The organism is Bacteroides sp. An269 (genome assembly GCF_002159755.1).
GTDB classification, from domain to species: Bacteria; Bacteroidota; Bacteroidia; order Bacteroidales; family Bacteroidaceae; genus Phocaeicola; species Phocaeicola intestinalis.
Genome location: NZ_NFJG01000103.1, coordinates 1 through 17,247 on the forward strand (window position 1 = coordinate 1; position 17,247 = coordinate 17,247).

Genomic DNA, 17,247 nt, shown 5'->3' on the forward strand with positions numbered 1-17,247 from the left:
CTCCTGTTCTTCGTCAGATAGCCCGCTATCTTCCTCATCACAGAAGCGAAAATGCCTCAAAAACTCATCCCAAATCATCGCACGATAAATTCAAAACAGCTTCTTATTTGTCTTTTTTCCCGAATAACGAGAAATGAACATAGCGTTTCGGATGTGTTTCCAGATCTTTCAACAAACTGGCCGCATTGGTCGCCGTTGCATTCAGATTCTGATATAAAGATGAATCATTCATCAGCAACCCGAGCGTATTGTCTTTCCGGTTCAATTTGTCTGTCAACATACGGACATTAGCCAATGTGGAATCTACTTTCAAGATAGTGGAAGCGTAATCCACACCTTTCAAATTACCGCTGATGACCTTTAGATTGGCTGTAATGTCATTGACGTTTCCCATCACCTGAGGCACATCGGTACTCATCAACTTGTTCAGCTGCTCACTGGTCGCATTCAAGGAGGCGGTCAACTGTTCGGCATTGTGCAACGTCTGGGCCAATGCCGGATCTGCCAACAGCTTGTTCAATGACCCCAAAATGGAATCCATTTTCGGCATCATCTGTTGCAGCTTCGGAAGCAAGTCCTGTTCAGCAGCTCCCATAAGTCCGTTGTTTGCCGAACCTGGAAGCGTATCTCCTTCATTATAATAGGTAGTATTCTGCAAGTCAAGCAGCAGATTCATCTTTACGGTACCCAACATTTCCGTCACCAGTTCAGCTCGGCTTCCCTTGGGTATTTTCATGTGTTCATCCAACTCAATGCCTACAAGCACATGGCCAGGCTTTGCGTAATTGTACTGAATGTCACGCACGATACCAATCTTAAAGCCATTGGCAAACACCGGACTCGACTGAGGAAGTCCGTTTACATTTTCAAACTCTACCAGGTAATAACTCTCGGGCTTAAACATATTGATGCCCTTCAAGTATTTGATGCCGCAAAACAAGATGACCAGTGCAGCAATCCCCGCCAGTCCTATTTTAAATTCTTTTCTCATATATGCTTGTCTTTTTGTTTTAATTATCTGTTTCGTTTAAATTCCCGGATAGCCTGATTGACATTCATTTTCTCACCATTCTTGAATGCTATGATGAAAGCATCCTTGAATTTTGCATCTACTTTCGTCCGCTTCAGGCGTAGTATCTGATTATAATCAACCGTCTCTCCATAAGTATACTTGTATAATCCTTTTTCTTTATACCGTCCTACAGGACTTAATCCTTTAAACAAGCGGCTCTTTGCTGGCAAGATCCGGTCGGAAGTCAATATCTGAATCTTAAAGACCGGTCTGTCTTCCACTCCGTCTTTCCTTGCCTGTTCTGTCTGAATGCCTGAATCTTCCTTTTCCTCTTCTGACACGGTTGAAACGGGAACATCTCCGCCCACACCAGCCGCCGGAGTCTTATGCTCTTGCTTATACCTCAAGAATGCCTGATAAATACTTTGGGCCAAAGCCGAGCTGCCTTTGTCGGACAACAAGTATTGCTCTTCGGCGGCATTGGTAATATATCCCAGTTCTATCAAGACGCTGGGCATTGTGGTTTCGCGCAACACCAGAAAGCCAGCCTGATGCACCCCCTTATCTATACGTCGTGCACTTTGGCGGAACTGTTTCTGAACCAATTGGGCAAAATTCACACTTTGTGCCATATACTTATCTTGAAGGAACTCGAAAATAATGTAACTCTCAGACGAATTGGGATTAAACCCGGCATAACGCTGCTTATAATCATCTTCTATCAAGATGACAGAGTTTTCTTTCTTTGCCACTTCCAGATTATCCTCCGTTCGGTGAAGTCCCAACGTATAGGTCTCCGTACCGCTCACCCTGCTGTTACGTGAAGCAACAGAATTGGTGTGGATGGAAATAAACAAGTCCGCCTTGGCAGCATTGGCAATGTCGGCACGTCTATGCAACGGCACAAATACATCTTTCTTGCGCGTATAAACCACCTTCGTATCACCACACTGCTCTTCTATCAACCTGCCTAATTTCAATGCGACATTCAGATTGATGTTCTTTTCTCGCCCACGTCTTCCCACAGCCCCCGGATCATTACCTCCATGTCCCGCATCTATAACTACGGTAAACGATTTGTCCGTAACTTCAGAAGCCGTTGCTACGAAAGACAGCAAGAAACAGCATATACATAATATGTTAAATCTATACTTTCCCATGTTTCCAGTCTGGTGCAAAGGTAATAGTTTTTTGTGGGTTTCTTCCTTTAGCCAGACAAGATTTCTTTATTTTAATGGAGAAAGCCTATAAAAACAGAAAAAAGGGCAACCATTTTAACGTTTTTCGTTATTTTTGCATCCTAAACTAAACGTAGGAAACACCATGCTACAATTTATCAAGAACTGGACGTTGCCTTTGGCCATGCTGGCAGGAGTCATAGGATATTTCTGCTTTGCCATGTTCGATTTCCTGCATCCACTCAAACCTTTCGTGAAGTTTCTAGTGGTCTGGCTTACTCCGCTGCTGATTTTTGCCCAACTGCTCCTTACGTTCTGCAAGATAGAAGTCAAAGACCTATCTCCGCGGCGATGGACCTGCATCTTGTTGCTTATCCAACTGATTTCCTGTCTGGCAGTAGCAGGAGTATTGCTCTGCATTCCTTTCAGCTCCGTATGGCGTATCTCACTTGAAGGAGCAATGGTCTGCCTCATCTGCCCCACTGCTACGGCTGCTGCAGTCATCACCAACAAACTAGGCGGAAGTGCCGCATCGCTTACCACTTATACATTGGCTTCCAATCTTCTGGCAGCCATAGTTGTCCCTTTGGTCTTTCCTCTGGTGGAACCTTCCGACATTCCGTTCGGCGAATCATTCATGCGGATACTAGGGAAAGTATTCCCTTTGCTGCTTTTTCCTTTCTTCATCGCGGTGTTGTTGCGACGTTATGCCCCACCTGTCCATCAATTTCTGGTAGGACTTAAGGACATGGCATTCTATCTTTGGGGAATATCCCTGACCATCGTAATGGGACAAACCACCCAATCTGTGATAGAAGGAAACACTTCCATAGCCGAAGAATGTATTATCGCTGCTCTGGCACTAGTCATCTGCTGCCTCCAGTTTTGGGGAGGAAAAAGCATCGGAGGAAAATACCACGACCGCATCAGTGGCGGACAGGCATTGGGACAAAAGAACACGGTGCTTGCCATTTGGATGGCAGCCACCTATCTGAACCCGCTTACAACCATCGCTCCAGGAAGCTACGTGGTGTGGCAAAATACCATCAACAGCTGGCAGCTTTGGAAGAAAAGGAAATCAGAAGAACGAATCACCAAACACAAACCATCAACGCTAAATACCTAAGGATATGAAAGAACAATATTGGAAGTATTCACTCATCATCATGATTGTAGGCTTGGGAATTCTATTATTCCGCCAGGCGCAGCCTTTCATGAACGGCATCTTGGGCGCATTCACCCTCTACCTGCTATTGCGCGGCTTCTCAAACTGGCTGAAAAAGAAAATCAAGCCTTTGGCCTCTGTATGGATTATCACAATTGGAACAACCCTGTTCATCCTGATACCACTTTCACTTTTCAGCTGGGCACTGGTCAATCAGATATCTAACCTACATTTCGATACTGCCGATATCATCCGCCCCGCCCAACAAATGATAAGCATCATCGAGGAAAAGACAGGGTTTGACGTATTGTCCGAAAAAAACCTGTCATTCATCATCAGCCAAGTGTCCTCTATCGGCCATTCCATCATGACTGGGGTAAGCGACCTGATAGTAAACCTTGCCGTAGCTATCATGCTCCTGTTTTTCATGTTATGGGAAGGAGACAAAATGGAGCAATTCATTTCCGAACTGCTTCCTTTCGAAGAAAACAACAAGCGCGAAGTGCTCCAGAAAATCCAGCTCATTGTCCGCTCCAATGCCATCGGAATCCCTCTCCTAGCCATCATTCAAGGATTTATCTCATTGTTCGGCTATTTGCTTTGCCATGCACCGAACCCGGTTCTCACGGCAATGCTTACCGGTTTCGCCTCCATCGTCCCTCTGGTAGGAACGGCTCTGGTATGGGTTCCGGTCACCGCTTATTTCTTCATCATCGGCGATTGGGTACACGGACTGATACTGCTTGCCTACGGAGGCATCATCATCTCACAATGCGATAATCTCATCCGGTTCATCCTGCAAAAGAAAATGGCAAACATCCATCCGCTGATTACAATCTTCGGCGTGGTGGCAGGACTTCCCATCTTCGGCTTTATGGGCATCATTTTCGGACCATTGCTGGTATCACTCTTCCTGCTATTCCTCGACATGTTCCGAAAAGAATACCTTACGAACAATTGACAATGGACAACTAATAACAGATATCAGTAACTCAAAAACTTAAAAACTCAAAAACTTAAAAACTCATGAAACTGAGACATTATGTATGGGCAGCCTTCGCGCTTGCCACCCTGCCGGCAATGGCAGAAGAGAAAGATGGATACAAGTTCAACACCGTAGTCCAGCAAAAGACGACCCCCGTAAAAGACCAGGCAATAAGCGGTACATGCTGGTGCTTCGCCACCACCTCGTTCATCGAATCGGAACTGCTGCGCCAAGGCAAAGGAGAATATGATCTCTCAGAAATGTTCATCGTGCGCCAGAAATACCTGAATCAGATGGCCGACAACTTCCTGCGCCACGGCAAGGGTAACGTAGGGCAAGGAAGCATCACCACCAGTTGGATGACTGCATTCAACCAAGTAGGTATCGTGCCCGAAGAAGTCTATACAGGCATTAACTACGACTCACCGGTACACAACCACTCCGAACTTGCCGGATACGTGGAAGCCCTCTCTGCAGAAGCAGTCAAACAAAGCAAGAACAGCCCCCAATACCAGCAGCTTGCCAATAGCCTGTTCGATATCTACTTCGGCAAACTCCCCGAAAAATTCACGTATAAAGGCAAAGAATACACCCCTGAAAGCTTTGCAGAAAGTCTGGACATCGACACCGACGACTATATCCCGCTCACCAGCTTCACCCACAAGCCCTATTACAAAGCATTCGAAGTGGAAATCCCCGACAACTGGGAGCACCAACGTATGTACAACCTTCCTCTGGATGAACTGATAAGCACAATGAACACGGCATTGGAAAACGGATACACCCTGTGCTGGGACGGTGACGTAAGCGAACCTGGGTTCTCGTTCAACAACGGAGTGGCAATCAATCCCGACGTAGAGAATGCCGACCTGTATAAAGACAGCGACCGTGCACGCTGGGGACAACTGAGCACAAAAGACCGGCTTGCCGAAGTATTCCATTTTAAGCGTCCGTATCCGGAAGTGAACGTCACTCCCGAAATCCGCCAGCAAGGCTACGAATCTGGGAAAACCACCGATGATCACCTGATGCACATCACCGGTATCGCAACCGACCAAAACGGCACCCGCTACTACATCACCAAGAACTCATGGGCAGCCGACGGGAACTGTTTCGGAGGATACCTGAACATGTCGGAAAGCTATGTCCGTGCCAAAACCATCTATATCCTGGTCCACAAAGATGCCCTCTCCCAAGAACTGAAGAAAAAGCTGGGGATATGATAACTATACCATATCATCGCCTGCCTTGGCAAAGGTGACACGGATGGTTTTATGGAACGGAATGAAGCGCGACACGATGGCTATCACCAGCGTCACGATGAACAGCCACCCCAGAATGTCCTTCAACGCCAGCAGCAGGCTTTGCTGCTGGAGCGTGGCGTAAAGCGAAGAAGTCGCCATCTGTGCCGCTTCGGCATAACCGTGTCCTTGCCCTATTCCGCTGCTCAACGATTGGGAGAACCGCGATGCCGCCAGCGGGTCTGCCATCGTCAGGGTTTCCGATAACGAATGCATGTACTTTTGCTGCAGGTGGTAAAGCACGTTGCTGTAAAACGAAGTTGCCATAATCGGCGCCAGCACCGAACGGCAAAGTATCAGGAAAAAAGCATTCGAGAGCAGGAATTTCGGATTCAGGTCCTCTACCGAGAACAAGGCAAACGCGATAATCACAACCAGCATTCCCAGCCCGCGGATAAACACGGGGAAAAACAGCATCTCGTAAGTGCTTTCCGGCGAAACCGTAAAATACAATATGCCGAAAAACAGGGCAAAGCATGCCATGCCTCCGGCTATGAGGAAGCGGAAACGCCACCGTTGCCACCTGAACCACCAGAAGCAGATGAACGCCCCCAGCACATATCCCGGCAGCATCCATATATATAAAAGGTACGTACGCGCGGAATCCACTTGCAAGATGGAAGTCATATAGTTGGTGAGCAACGTGGTAGACGTGCTGAAAAACATCACCAGCATCATGTAGAGATATCCCACGATGGCTTTGGGCTGATACAAGGGAGCCAGATTGACGAAGGGCTTTTCGGCATGCGCCTGCAACCAAATGAAAAAGGCAATCAGTATGGGACCAATAACCAGGTAGGCGCGAATCTTGAAAGAGGCCATCCAGTCGAGCATCTTCCCATAATCCGCCACGTACATCAGCATCAGTACCCCTACAGCCGCCACCAGCATTTCGCGCAGATGCAGTTCTTCGATCGGCAATCCCGTCCTGTCCTTGTCTTGCCGGAAGCAAATGATTACCGTCAGGACGCTCAGCAGCATCAGTGCCATTTCGAAATAATACATATACTTCCAGTCATAATGGTATGCCAGTTCTGCCGTAAGCACCATCGAAAGCTGTCCGAACCCGAATACCAGCGGATAGAAATACGAGTAAAACTCGCTGCGTACATCCTTCGGGCTGAAGATGAATTTCACGATACGGATGAACCACAACATCATGAACCCCTTCAGGAAGCCGATGACGAAACTTGCCACAATCAGGATATCCGCATTCTGTGAGCGGGCGCAAATCCAGCTCAGAAAGAACTGCAGGACAAGGTCGGCAAGCAGCAAAGGCTTCGCCGGAAAGGCAGAAAGCACTTTCGGTACAATGGGATAGCCGATTGCCATCCCTGCCGACGCGGCATAATAAGCCATCGTGATGTCCTCGGTATTCGTGCCCAGCGTATTCGACACCTCGAGCATGCTGCCCGTATAAGCGCCGTTGACCATCAATACCGGCAATATCACGATGAAAAGAGCAGCCACCGCCAGCCAGTCGGGCACCCACCTCCGCACGGGAAGTCCCAAACTCCTTACATCCATCATTTCCGCAAAGCCTCCGTCTCTACCATCATTCCGGCACGCAGATGCCGCATGTCGTCATCCGACGCGTCTTTCAAGTCGATGCGCACCGGAATGCGTTGCTGCACCTTTACGAAGTTTCCTGCCGAATTATCGGTCGGCACCAGCGAATACTTCGATCCGGTGGCTTCCGATATGGCCGTCACTTCTCCCCGGAACACCCTGCCCGGCAAGGCATCTACCTTGATGCGTACGGGCTGGCCGATGTAAATATGCATAATCTGAGTCTCCTTGTAGTTGGCGGTCACCCACTTGTCATCCCCTCTTACCAGATACGAAATGGTCTGTCCCGCCTGCACATATTGCCCCGGTTCCAGTGTGCGCCTGCCCATATACCCGTCGTAGGGGGCTATCAGTATCGTGTACGACAGGTTCAGCCTTGCCAGGTCGAGGTCTGCCTCCATGCGCAGGATGGTGGCCTCGGCGCTTACGGTCCGCTTGCTGGTTTCGGTATATTGCGACTGGGCGGCACGTTTTTGCTCCAGCAAAGCCTGATAGCGTGCTTGGGCTGCCTCGTACGATGCCTTTGCCTGCTCGAACTGCTGCTGGGGGATGGATTCTTCTTTCAATAACCGCTGGAAACGGTGATAGTCTTGTTCCAGTTGCCACAAGCGTGCCTTTGCCTCGGCAATGTTGGCGTCTTGCACCGCAATGTTGGCGTGCGAGGTTTCAATGCCCGAATGCAGGACATCCTGTGCTCCCCGTGCATCCAGCAAAGCCGCTTCGGCCTCTTTTACCCGAATCAGGTATTCGCTATTGTCCAGTACCAACAACGTATCACCTTTGTGCACATATTGGTGTTCCCTGAAACGCACTTCCTTGATATAGCCCGATGCCCGGACATTTAACGGAGCCACATACTGGTCGATAAAGGCATCGTTGGTCACCTCATAATTGAAATAACGCCAAAAATAAGTGGCGGTCCACCATAGTCCGGAACCGGCAAGGACGATGCACACCACGTTCAATATCCGGTTCCGCATACGTAATTTCCTCAGTCTTTCTCGTTTTATTCTTAGTTCTCCCATGATTCTTCGTTTTATTTCACAATCTTCCGCAGGCTCTTTCCAGTTGAAAATAAGTATAAATGACCTGCGTGCGTGCCGATGTAAGTTGCAGTTCCGCATTCAACCTCACCGCATTGGCATCCAGCAAGTCGGTCAGTATCGCCAGCTGGTTCAGATACCGGTTCTGCATAATGCGATAGTTCTCTTCCGCCTGGTGCACGGAAAGCTTCAAGGCATCTACCTGGCGCAAAGCTTCCCGGTGGCGGAGAAATGCCGTGCGTACCGTTACGCGCACCTGTTGCTTTTTCTGTTCTTCGGCATTCAGGTTCATCTGCACGGCAAACTTGCTTTCCTTCACCCGGTGATTGTTCTTATACAATGACGAGAGGGGATAAGAGACTGACAATCCGAAATTCCACGCATTGTTATACATGTCCGCCATTGTGCGCGACACGGGGCGTGCCAACGTATTCGAGGCATAAAGCGAAATGCTGGGCAAAGCTTCGGCCTTGGTCAGGCGAACCTCGTTTTTGGCTATTTCGGTCTGCTTGCGCAACAATTGCATGGCAGGGTCGTTCAGGTACGCCTCTTCTACGTAAGTGTCATACTCCTGCAATGCCACCGAACGCCGGAGCAAGGACGTATCGGGCAAAAGCATGCGGTTCTCGTCCAGTCCCAGCAGGATGTCGAGCTGTTGCGAAACCAGCGCCAGGCTGTTCTCGGTTTCGGTCAGCGACAGGCGGTCGTTCGTGAGCTGCATTTCACTGCGCAACACGTCGTTGTTCGTAATCAGGCCTTCCTCCTTCATCTGGCGGATATCTTTCAACCGAAGCTCTGATTCCTCGATGTTCCGCATCAGCACCTCGCGCTGCTTGTACAGGCTGAACAGGCTCATATACTGTTCCAGCAGTTCAAGCTTTACGTCGGCACGGTCGGAGGCGGAACGAAGTGCGGCGGCATGGGTCTGCAGGTCTGCCCTCCGGATGGCGTAGCGGATTCTTCCGCCTTCGTAAAGCGGCTGGGTAAAATCTATCGCATAGTTCTGCGACCAGTCGGGCGTGTCGGGACGCACGGCATCCGACAAACCGCGCTGGAATACCACTGGCTGCCCTACGACACCCCCGCGCAAGCCTATCTGCAAATCGGGCAGGCGCGAAGTGCGGGCAGTCTTGCCACGTTCGTATGCCATAGCCTCGTCCAAGGCATCTGCCTGAAGGCGCAAGCTATTCTCCACGCCCAAGCGGAACAGTTCATCTACCGTCAGGAACAACGAGTCGGCAGGCTGGTTCTCTTTTATTTCTTCCTTTTCTGCTGCCTGCACATCTATGAAGGCAAGGGCGCAAACGCCCCAGAGCAACAGGCTAAACTTTTTCCAACACATCGCCGGTAAGTTTTAAATCAGCTGACATCGACTCTACCTTCTCCAGCCCTATGGCAATGCCGGCAGACTCGTAAATAGCATCCAGTGCAATGCTGATGCGCTTGTAAAACAAGCTCCCTTCTTCGCTCAGGAAGACCTGCTTGTTCCGGCGGTCGGAAGGGCTTTCCAGCCGGTACACATAATTCTTTTTCTCCAGATTCATTATCAGGTTCGACAATGCGGCTTTTCCTTTGGCTATGCGTTCTGCCAGCACCTGCTGGGAGATGCCTTGTTCTTCCCACAAACACCGCAATACCTGAAGCATCTCGAATGTAATCCCTGCTTCTGTCTTTTTCAGAGCCCGTTGCACAGCACGCCTGAAGGTCATCCGCGTACGAAACAACTGCAACATCAGCTCCCTGAATGCAGCACTTTCTTTTTCCATAAAAACAATCTTTATCCTTTTCGGGGCGCAAAGATACGCATTCTTCTCGAATTAGTCAAATAGTTGACTAAATAAATCAAAAGCTATTCACCACACTTTCATTAAGAACAAACAAGTCTTTCATTGACTAGAGAATCATTCTTTTTGCACATAATAATGCAGGAAACACCACTTGGGGAACTTTGTAACTCCCTTTTAACTCCCTTATTGGCATTAATAATAAATGTGCATGACTTACTTTACCAACCTGCCAAACGCACTTTATGCGTAGGAGCCGGAAATGCTTTATCGATGTCATGCAGGTCTTCTTCCGTCAAGGATATGTCGAGACTTCGGGCATTCTCCTCCACATGGGCGATGCTGCTTGCTTTGGGAATAGCGATGACATTCTGTGTACGCATTACCCACGCCAGCATGATTTGTGTGGAAGTGGCATTATGCCTGCGGGCAATCTCTATCAGCGTCTTGTGGTTGCGCAACCTTCCTTCGCCCAACGGTGTATAAGCCATGACGGGAATCTGATGCTGACCGCTCCATGGAATAAGGTCGTATTCAATGCCCCTGTCTTTTAGGTTGTAGAGCACCTGATTGGCGGCGCAGTCCTTTCCGTGTGGTAAAGAAAGAATATGTTCCATATCGTCCACATCCAAATTACTCATGCCCCATTGCCGGATCTTTCCTTCCTGCTGCAATTCCACTAAAGCACGGACGGTTTCGGAGAACGGATAACGGCCTATCCAATGCAATAAATAAAGGTCGATGTAATCCGTGCCGAGCCGCTGGAGACTCCGTTCGCAAGCCCGCTTTGTTCCCTCGTAGCTGGCATTGCTGGGCAATACCTTGCTGACGATAAACGCCTTGTCACGGCAACCGCGCACGGCTTCGCCTACGAGGTCTTCCGTGCCGTACATCTCGGCAGTATCTATTAATGTCAGCCCCAAGTCAATGCCCCGGCGTAGGGCTTGTATTTCTTCGTTGCGCCTGCGCCCCATCTGATAAGTACCTTGACCAAGCGGGCAGACTTGCTGCCCGTTTCGGAAAGTGACATGTTTATCCATATCGCTCATCATTTCAAGTTCTCACGATAGAACGCCTCTATCCGGTCGAACGGTATCTTGTCGAAGTTGTCGTAGAGGTCGGTGTGGTTGGCGCCGGGAATGATCAGCAGCTCCTTGTTGTCGCCCTTGAGCTTCTTGTAGGTGTCCTCGCTGAAGTAGCGCGAATGAGCCTTCTCCCCGTGGACAAGCATCACGGCACTGCGGATTTCGCCTGCGTAGGACAATATCGGCATGTTCAGAAAAGAAAGTGTCGATGTCTTGTTCCAGCCACCGTTAGAGTTGAGCGAACGCTTGTGGTAGCCACGTTCCGTCTTATAGTAGGCGAAATAATCTTTCAGGAATTGCGGAGCGTCATCGGGCACCACATCGGGCAGGCCTCCGGCAAGCTCATACGAGCCGTTGCGATAGTCTGCTGTACGTTGTGCATTCAGTTGGCGGCGCAGTTCGTGACGTGCGTCGGCATTGTCGGCGGCATCGAAATAGCCGTTGGCATTGACACGGCTCATGTCGTACATGGTGGCGGCAACGGTGGCCTTGATGCGGGTGTCGATGGCTGCGGCATTGACTGCCATGCCACCCCAACCGCAGATGCCGAGAATACCTATCTGTTCCGGGTTCACATCGTTGCGAGTTGAGAGATAGTCCACTGCTGCACAGAAGTCCTCGGTATTGATGTCGGGTGATGCTACATAACGGGGCTGACCGCCGCTCTCGCCTGTGAACGACGGGTCGAAGGCTATTGTGAGAAAGCCACGCTTAGCCAGTTCCTGTGCATACAGTCCGGATGCCTGTTCCTTAACAGCTCCGAACGGACCGCTGACAGCTATGGCAGGCAGTTTGCCCGTTGCACCTTTAGGCACATACAGGTCGGCGGCAAGCGTGATGCCGTAACGGTTGTGGAACGTGATTTTACTGTGATTCACTTCGTCACTCAGAGGGAACACCTTGTCCCATTCTTGCGTTAAATTCAATTTTTCTTCCATAATGTTATTCGTATTAAGTTGATTTTCTTGTGCCATAAGGCTGCCCGTGCCGCAGAGGCAGGCGAGCAAAGCCGTGCAGATTGATTTCATTGCTGTTGTTTTCATATTCTTCTGTTGTTTAGATTATCAATACCAGTCATGTTTCTCGTTCCGGTCGAGTGCGTCAATGCGTGCCATTTCTTCCGGTGTCAGTTCAAAGTCGAACACGGAGATGTTCTCTTTCTGGTGGTCGGGATTGCTCGAACCGGGGATGACCGCCACACCGTGCTGCAAGTCCCAACGCAATATGATTTGTGCGGGGGATTTGCCATGCGCTTCGGCTATCTCTTTAAGAGTTTCGTTGCTGAACATCGCCTTTGTATAGCCTCTGCCGCCGAAGGGATACCATCCTTCGATGACAATGCCGTTGCGGTGCATGTATTCACGTACTTCTTTCTCCTGATAATAGGGATGAATCTCGTTCTGCGTCATCACGGGCTTGATGCTCACTTTCGGCAGGAACTCCGTCATCTCCTTTATATAGTAGTTGGACACGCCGAGCGAGCGTATCTTGCCTTCCGCCACGGCTCGCTCCATCGCTTTGTAGGCTTCCACGTCGTTACAGCCCGGATGGTGCAGCAGCATCAAGTCCACATAGCCAATGTTAAGTCTTGCAAGAGAGGCTTCGATGGCTTCCTCCGCGTGGCCGAACTCGTTGGGATAAAGCTTGGTGCAGATGAAGAACTCCTCACGGGGCACTCCAGAGCGGCGTATCGCTTCGCCCACTTCCTCCTCGTTTCCGTAGAATGTGGCAGTATCGAACTTGCGGTAGCCTAACTTGATGGCGGAGAGTATGGCATCGATGCACTCGTCTCCATGCAGGCTGTATGTTCCCAAGCCGAGTACGGGCATGGTGTAGCCGCTGCTGAGCGTAATGACAGGCGGCTTGCCGTTCTCGCCCGTGGTCAAGTCGAACAAGCCTTCGCCGCTTACCACGGTATCATTTGCGTTCACATCGCTGCCACCAGTAATCTCATTTTCCGTCGTCTGCTGATGCGTTCCGTCCGTACCGCAGGCGTTTGCTGACAAAGCCATGCAACACAGCATCGTGAAGAATAACAGTTTTCGTTTCATCATATCCTAATCGTTTGATTTCTTATTACGATACAAAGATACGCCGAAAAAGCTGCCGCATAATTGCTGTGAGGCTCAAATAGTATTGGTGAAAAGGTCAATTTGCAAAGTGTATATTTGTCGTAACTGCACAAAAAATCCCGCAACGCGAGGACATCGTTGCGGGATTTTTTACAGGTATAGGATTATTCGCTATAGCCCACCATCCTCATTTTCTTCTTCGTTATCGGGCACCTGCGTCTCGTCGCTTTCCTTGCCCAGCCACTCCATGAAAGTGATGCCTTCGTCGGCAATGAGGGCGCGGGTGTAGCCGCCGCTCATGTTACGGGTACGGTCGGGAGTGAACTGCACACGCAGACCGGTAATCTGGTCGCTGCTCACTTCCTCTTTCGTGGCAACGCCGTTGCCTGCCGAAACGGTGGTGTAGCGGAACCAGCCCAGTCCTTCAAAATGCACGGCACGGCTTTCTTTCATGAAGTCCGCCATGATGTTGGGCAGGGCACGGAGTACGGCGTGAGTGTCGGCGGGCGACACGGTCGACTCACGGGCGATGCGGTTGGCAAGTTCCTGCGTCTCGACAGGTTTGCCCACGGTGACGCTGCGGGGATACCACAGGTCGTTGATTGCTTGCTTGCTTTACTCGTTTCCAGAATATCATACAAACCTCCTTTCTTGTGTCTTTCGTCCTTCCTTATCAAACGCCTTTGCAACCGATTGACTGACAAGCGGTTGTCTTTTGTCCCCGACGAGCACCCTTTTGTCCCTGACGAGGAGGTCGTGTGTCCCTGATGGGAAATCGGGGTGTCTGCGGGCAGGTTGTCGCTTAGATAATTCTTGACAGAAAGGCGGGTTAAACTTAAAATTGTTTTGCCTTTACCTGTTTCGTTTCTCACCACTTCACCGGTTCATTCAGAATCACGCCATCGGTTGCGTCTTCTGCCGTGAAGGTGTTGCCCCGATACTGCACGCAGAGCATTACGAGCGGAGTTGTCCCGTTGTTGCGCACGCTGCGCTTACCGTCGGGAGACACGCGCACCACGCTGCCTTCTTCAACAGGGAACACCTGTCCGTCTACTTGGAACTCACCCTTTCCCACAAGGAAGAAATAAAGTTCCTCATGGTTCTTGTGGGTATGGAGGAATCCCGTTTCCGTTCCCGGCTGGAACATCTGGAAGGAGAACTCGCTGCCCGTTGCTTGAAGTGCCGCGCCTCCAAACACCTTTCCCGGAATCTTCACTTCGGGCGAAAGCTCTATCACATAGTCACTCAGTTCACTCAGTTTGCCAACGCTTATTGCGCTGAAGTTTTTGGCTGCTGCCACTTTCTTAATTTCTTTCATTTCTGTATTCTTTTTATAGGGTTTATAAGTTAATGGTTTCTCCATCTTCCGGGATAATCAGGCGGTTCATGTCCGCACCGTGATGCCAAGCCTCATTGCGCAAGATTTCACGAGTGGTTTGGCAATGGTCAATGGCATCCATGTGGACGGCTATCAGCTTGATTTGCAGAGGCAGTTCATCAAGCATTTGCATTACCTCGGCTTCATCGGGGATGATGCAGCCGTCTACCTTGGAAAACTCCGGGAAGACCGCTCCGCCGCTGTTCACCACGATATAGTCGGGCTTGAATCGCTCCACCGTTTCGCGGATGCAGGCTTCCCATTTGCAATCGCCCATGATATAGACCGTAGGACAGCCCTCTGCTTTCAGAACATAGCCCGACACAGGTCCCATTATCTCGCCAATCTTGCCGAAACCGTGATGGCCGCTCACACGATGGATAGCCATATCCTCCACTGTCGTCTTGTCTTCAATTACTTCTACCCGGATAAAGCCGTCCTGCTCCACCGTCGCCTTATCCTGCGGTTGGGTATAATAAAGGATGTCCTTCGGCAGATGTTGCTTTACCGTTTCATCGTAGTGGTCGGGATGGATGTGGGTCTGCAACACCATGTCCAACCCTTCCGTCACTTCACTGATAGGCATGGTCAGGTGCACACGGGGGCTTTTATACACGCCAAGTGCCGACTGGATGGTTCCCTTGTCGGCAAAGAACGGGTCAACAAGGATGTTGTATCCTGCATAATTGATTCTCAAGGTGGCATTGCGCACCAAACGGATAGTTGTTGTTTCCATTATCTTCTATGTTTTAATGTTTACGGTTGCAAAGTTCGGCAGAATCTTCCCGCACCTCTATGCCCAAAACAGGGGAATAAATGCCATTTTGATAAAGGAATATATTACCTTTGTGGAAATTTCAAGCGTATGAAAGAGATAATCAACCCCGAACGACTGGTCAGCGTGCCGTTCAGCAAGACGGATTGCGGCGTGGATTTCTACATCAACACCGCCACGAACAAGGACATCGGCCCTGTGCTGACCGAATACAAACGGTTCAAGACGGACTTCTTCAGTTTCTATTTTCTTCGGAAGGCAAACGGTTTCCTGTTGCTGAACTTCCGCAAGATAGAGCTGCATGACGGTATGGTGTTGCTCCTCTCGCCCCACCAACAACAGGAATGGCATGTGGACGAAGCGGCATTGGACTATACGTTTCTCATCTTCCGCGAAGACTTCATGCGCACATTCATTGCCGACAAGTTCTTTGTCTATCGCTTGCTCTACTATTACCAGACCGACACGCCGCCTTATCTGTATGCCTCGCCCGAAGAACTGGCGGAATACATGCGCCTGCTCGGCAAAATCAAACAGGAATTGCTGCATCCCGTGGCGGACACGTACAACCTCATCGTCTCCGTGCTCTATTACCTGCTGCTGATTATCAACCGGGCATACGCTGCCGCATACCGCCTGCCCGTAGAAATCGCGAAGAACAATTACGCCTTCCAATTCAAGGACTTGCTGGAACAGCACATCCGCACCATGCAGCGGGTACAGGAGTATGCCGACAAGCTTCGCATCAGCCGCATCACGCTGAACGCTTCGGTCATGGCTCAGTTCGGCGTATCAGCCGCCCATTTGCTGAAACAACGTCTGCTGGAAGAACTGAAGAACGAACTGCTCTTCTCCAACCGCACCGTCAGCGAACTGGCGGATGATTTCCATTTCTCCGACCCCAGCCACCTGATGCGCTTCTTCAAACAGCAGACGGGGAAGACGTTCACGCAATATCTACAGGATTATAAGAATGGTATTTATGAATAAAATATATGGTACTCATGCCCAAGATTCTGAACGCAAAGACCGTCCACGACTACAACGCCTACGTCGGGCACGCTGACCAGCATCCGTTGGTCAGCGTCATCGACTATGCCGCGCTGCCGCCCATACGCCACAGCCGCACCCGTTTCTCCGTCTATGCCCTCTTTCTGCGCGATGATTGCTTGGAGGATTTGACTTACGGATGCAGCAAGTACGATTATCGGGAGGGAACGCTTATTTGTGTGTCGCCGGGACAGATAGGCGGTGTGGAAGACAACGGCGAGGTGTTCCGCATCGAGGGTTGGGCGTTGCTGTTTTCGCCCGAACTGCTGCACGGCACGCCGCTTGCCGCACGGATGAAAGAGTTTACCTTCTTTGCCTATCAGGTGAACGAAGCCCTGCACATGACCGCCGAGGAACGGGCTACCCTCATCGCCCTGATGAAGCAGATACAGGAAGAATTATGCAGGCATCCCGATGTGCACCAACGGACTATCCTTGTCGCCTACATCGAGTTGATACTCAGAAGCTGTTTTGAATTTCTCCAAAAAGTTTTTCTTGGCTTGATGTATCCGTTTTCGTGTGTGCTTTGGGCGATTTTTTGGTCCTTTCCGCTCCTGTTCTTCGTCAGATAGCCCGCTATCTTCCTCATCACAGAAGCAAAAATGCCTCAAAAACTCATCCCAAATCATCGCACGATAAATTCAAAACAGCTTCTTAATGAATGTCCGCAATTAGCCAATTCGACTGAGTTGAAAATGCAGTAGTACTGCGTTTGCCGATGCAGTATATATTCGTAGGCGAATGCAGTATATATTCAACCGCGAATGCAGTATATATTCAACTGCGGATGCAGTATATATTCATTTTTTGAATATCCGCAAACATCCCAATGGATGGAAAGGAGTTAAAA

General features: G+C 49.9%; 17 protein-coding genes. 5 read left to right on the forward strand and 12 right to left on the reverse strand.

Features of this window, described 5'->3' with window-relative positions:
* Nucleotides 1-103 precede the first annotated feature (103 nt).
* On the reverse strand, nucleotides 104-991 hold the full coding sequence (locus B5F71_RS15385; RefSeq protein WP_022040422.1) for an MlaD family protein: 888 nt from the start codon (nucleotides 989-991) through the stop codon (nucleotides 104-106).
* A gap of 23 nt (nucleotides 992-1,014) precedes the next feature.
* Nucleotides 1,015-2,172, reverse strand: a complete 1,158-nt coding sequence (locus B5F71_RS15390; protein ID WP_087211982.1) for an N-acetylmuramoyl-L-alanine amidase — start codon at nucleotides 2,170-2,172, stop codon at nucleotides 1,015-1,017.
* A 163-nt stretch (nucleotides 2,173-2,335) separates the two neighbouring features.
* Between B5F71_RS15390 and B5F71_RS15395 the strand changes: the two genes are divergently transcribed.
* The 3 genes from B5F71_RS15395 to B5F71_RS15405 all read left to right on the forward strand — a co-directional run bounded on the left by B5F71_RS15395 (nucleotide 2,336) and on the right by B5F71_RS15405 (nucleotide 5,563).
* Nucleotides 2,336-3,316, forward strand: coding sequence for a bile acid:sodium symporter (locus tag B5F71_RS15395; protein ID WP_022040420.1), 981 nt, complete (start codon nucleotides 2,336-2,338; stop codon nucleotides 3,314-3,316).
* Between the two features lie 4 nt (nucleotides 3,317-3,320).
* Nucleotides 3,321-4,316, forward strand: a complete 996-nt coding sequence (locus B5F71_RS15400; protein ID WP_022040419.1) for an AI-2E family transporter — start codon at nucleotides 3,321-3,323, stop codon at nucleotides 4,314-4,316.
* Nucleotides 4,317-4,381: 65 nt separating this feature from the next.
* Complete coding sequence (locus tag B5F71_RS15405) at nucleotides 4,382-5,563, forward strand: C1 family peptidase (protein WP_087211985.1); 1,182 nt, start codon at nucleotides 4,382-4,384, stop codon at nucleotides 5,561-5,563.
* Nucleotides 5,564-5,566: 3 nt separating this feature from the next.
* Here the strand turns inward: B5F71_RS15405 and B5F71_RS15410 are convergent, their stop codons facing one another.
* The 10 genes from B5F71_RS15410 to B5F71_RS15455 all read right to left on the reverse strand — a co-directional run bounded on the left by B5F71_RS15410 (nucleotide 5,567) and on the right by B5F71_RS15455 (nucleotide 15,311).
* Nucleotides 5,567-7,171: an MFS transporter gene (locus B5F71_RS15410; protein ID WP_087211988.1), complete on the reverse strand. Its 1,605-nt coding sequence runs from the start codon at nucleotides 7,169-7,171 to the stop codon at nucleotides 5,567-5,569.
* Nucleotides 7,168-8,238, reverse strand: coding sequence for an HlyD family secretion protein (locus B5F71_RS15415; RefSeq protein WP_162609948.1), 1,071 nt, complete (start codon nucleotides 8,236-8,238; stop codon nucleotides 7,168-7,170). Before B5F71_RS15415 ends, B5F71_RS15410 begins: the two co-directional genes overlap by 4 nt.
* Nucleotides 8,239-8,251: 13 nt before the next feature.
* Nucleotides 8,252-9,595 carry a TolC family protein gene (locus tag B5F71_RS15420; protein WP_143269918.1) on the reverse strand — a complete coding sequence of 448 codons (1,344 nt, stop codon included), beginning with the start codon at nucleotides 9,593-9,595 and terminating at the stop codon, nucleotides 8,252-8,254.
* Nucleotides 9,576-10,019, reverse strand: coding sequence for a MarR family transcriptional regulator (locus B5F71_RS15425; protein WP_022040415.1), 444 nt, complete (start codon nucleotides 10,017-10,019; stop codon nucleotides 9,576-9,578). Before B5F71_RS15425 ends, B5F71_RS15420 begins: the two co-directional genes overlap by 20 nt.
* Nucleotides 10,020-10,258: 239 nt before the next feature.
* Complete coding sequence (locus B5F71_RS15430) at nucleotides 10,259-11,077, reverse strand: aldo/keto reductase (RefSeq protein WP_164488588.1); 819 nt, start codon at nucleotides 11,075-11,077, stop codon at nucleotides 10,259-10,261.
* An 8-nt stretch (nucleotides 11,078-11,085) separates the two neighbouring features.
* Complete coding sequence (locus B5F71_RS15435) at nucleotides 11,086-12,165, reverse strand: alpha/beta hydrolase (protein ID WP_087211993.1); 1,080 nt, start codon at nucleotides 12,163-12,165, stop codon at nucleotides 11,086-11,088.
* A 21-nt stretch (nucleotides 12,166-12,186) separates the two neighbouring features.
* Complete coding sequence (locus B5F71_RS15440) at nucleotides 12,187-13,176, reverse strand: aldo/keto reductase (protein WP_087211996.1); 990 nt, start codon at nucleotides 13,174-13,176, stop codon at nucleotides 12,187-12,189.
* A gap of 189 nt (nucleotides 13,177-13,365) precedes the next feature.
* Nucleotides 13,366-13,764: an HU family DNA-binding protein gene (locus tag B5F71_RS15445; RefSeq protein ID WP_241148626.1), complete on the reverse strand. Its 399-nt coding sequence runs from the start codon at nucleotides 13,762-13,764 to the stop codon at nucleotides 13,366-13,368.
* A 298-nt stretch (nucleotides 13,765-14,062) separates the two neighbouring features.
* Nucleotides 14,063-14,512: a cupin domain-containing protein gene (locus B5F71_RS15450; protein ID WP_087211999.1), complete on the reverse strand. Its 450-nt coding sequence runs from the start codon at nucleotides 14,510-14,512 to the stop codon at nucleotides 14,063-14,065.
* A 22-nt stretch (nucleotides 14,513-14,534) separates the two neighbouring features.
* Nucleotides 14,535-15,311, reverse strand: a complete 777-nt coding sequence (locus B5F71_RS15455) for an MBL fold metallo-hydrolase (protein ID WP_087212002.1) — start codon at nucleotides 15,309-15,311, stop codon at nucleotides 14,535-14,537.
* Nucleotides 15,312-15,437: 126 nt separating this feature from the next.
* On the opposite strand from B5F71_RS15455, the gene B5F71_RS15460 reads away from it, so the two are divergent.
* Nucleotides 15,438-16,337: a helix-turn-helix domain-containing protein gene (locus tag B5F71_RS15460; protein ID WP_087212005.1), complete on the forward strand. Its 900-nt coding sequence runs from the start codon at nucleotides 15,438-15,440 to the stop codon at nucleotides 16,335-16,337.
* A 5-nt stretch (nucleotides 16,338-16,342) separates the two neighbouring features.
* A complete protein-coding gene (locus B5F71_RS19905; RefSeq protein ID WP_143269919.1) occupies nucleotides 16,343-16,969 on the forward strand; it encodes a hypothetical protein in 627 nt (208 codons plus the stop codon).
* Nucleotides 16,970-17,247 lie beyond the last annotated feature (278 nt).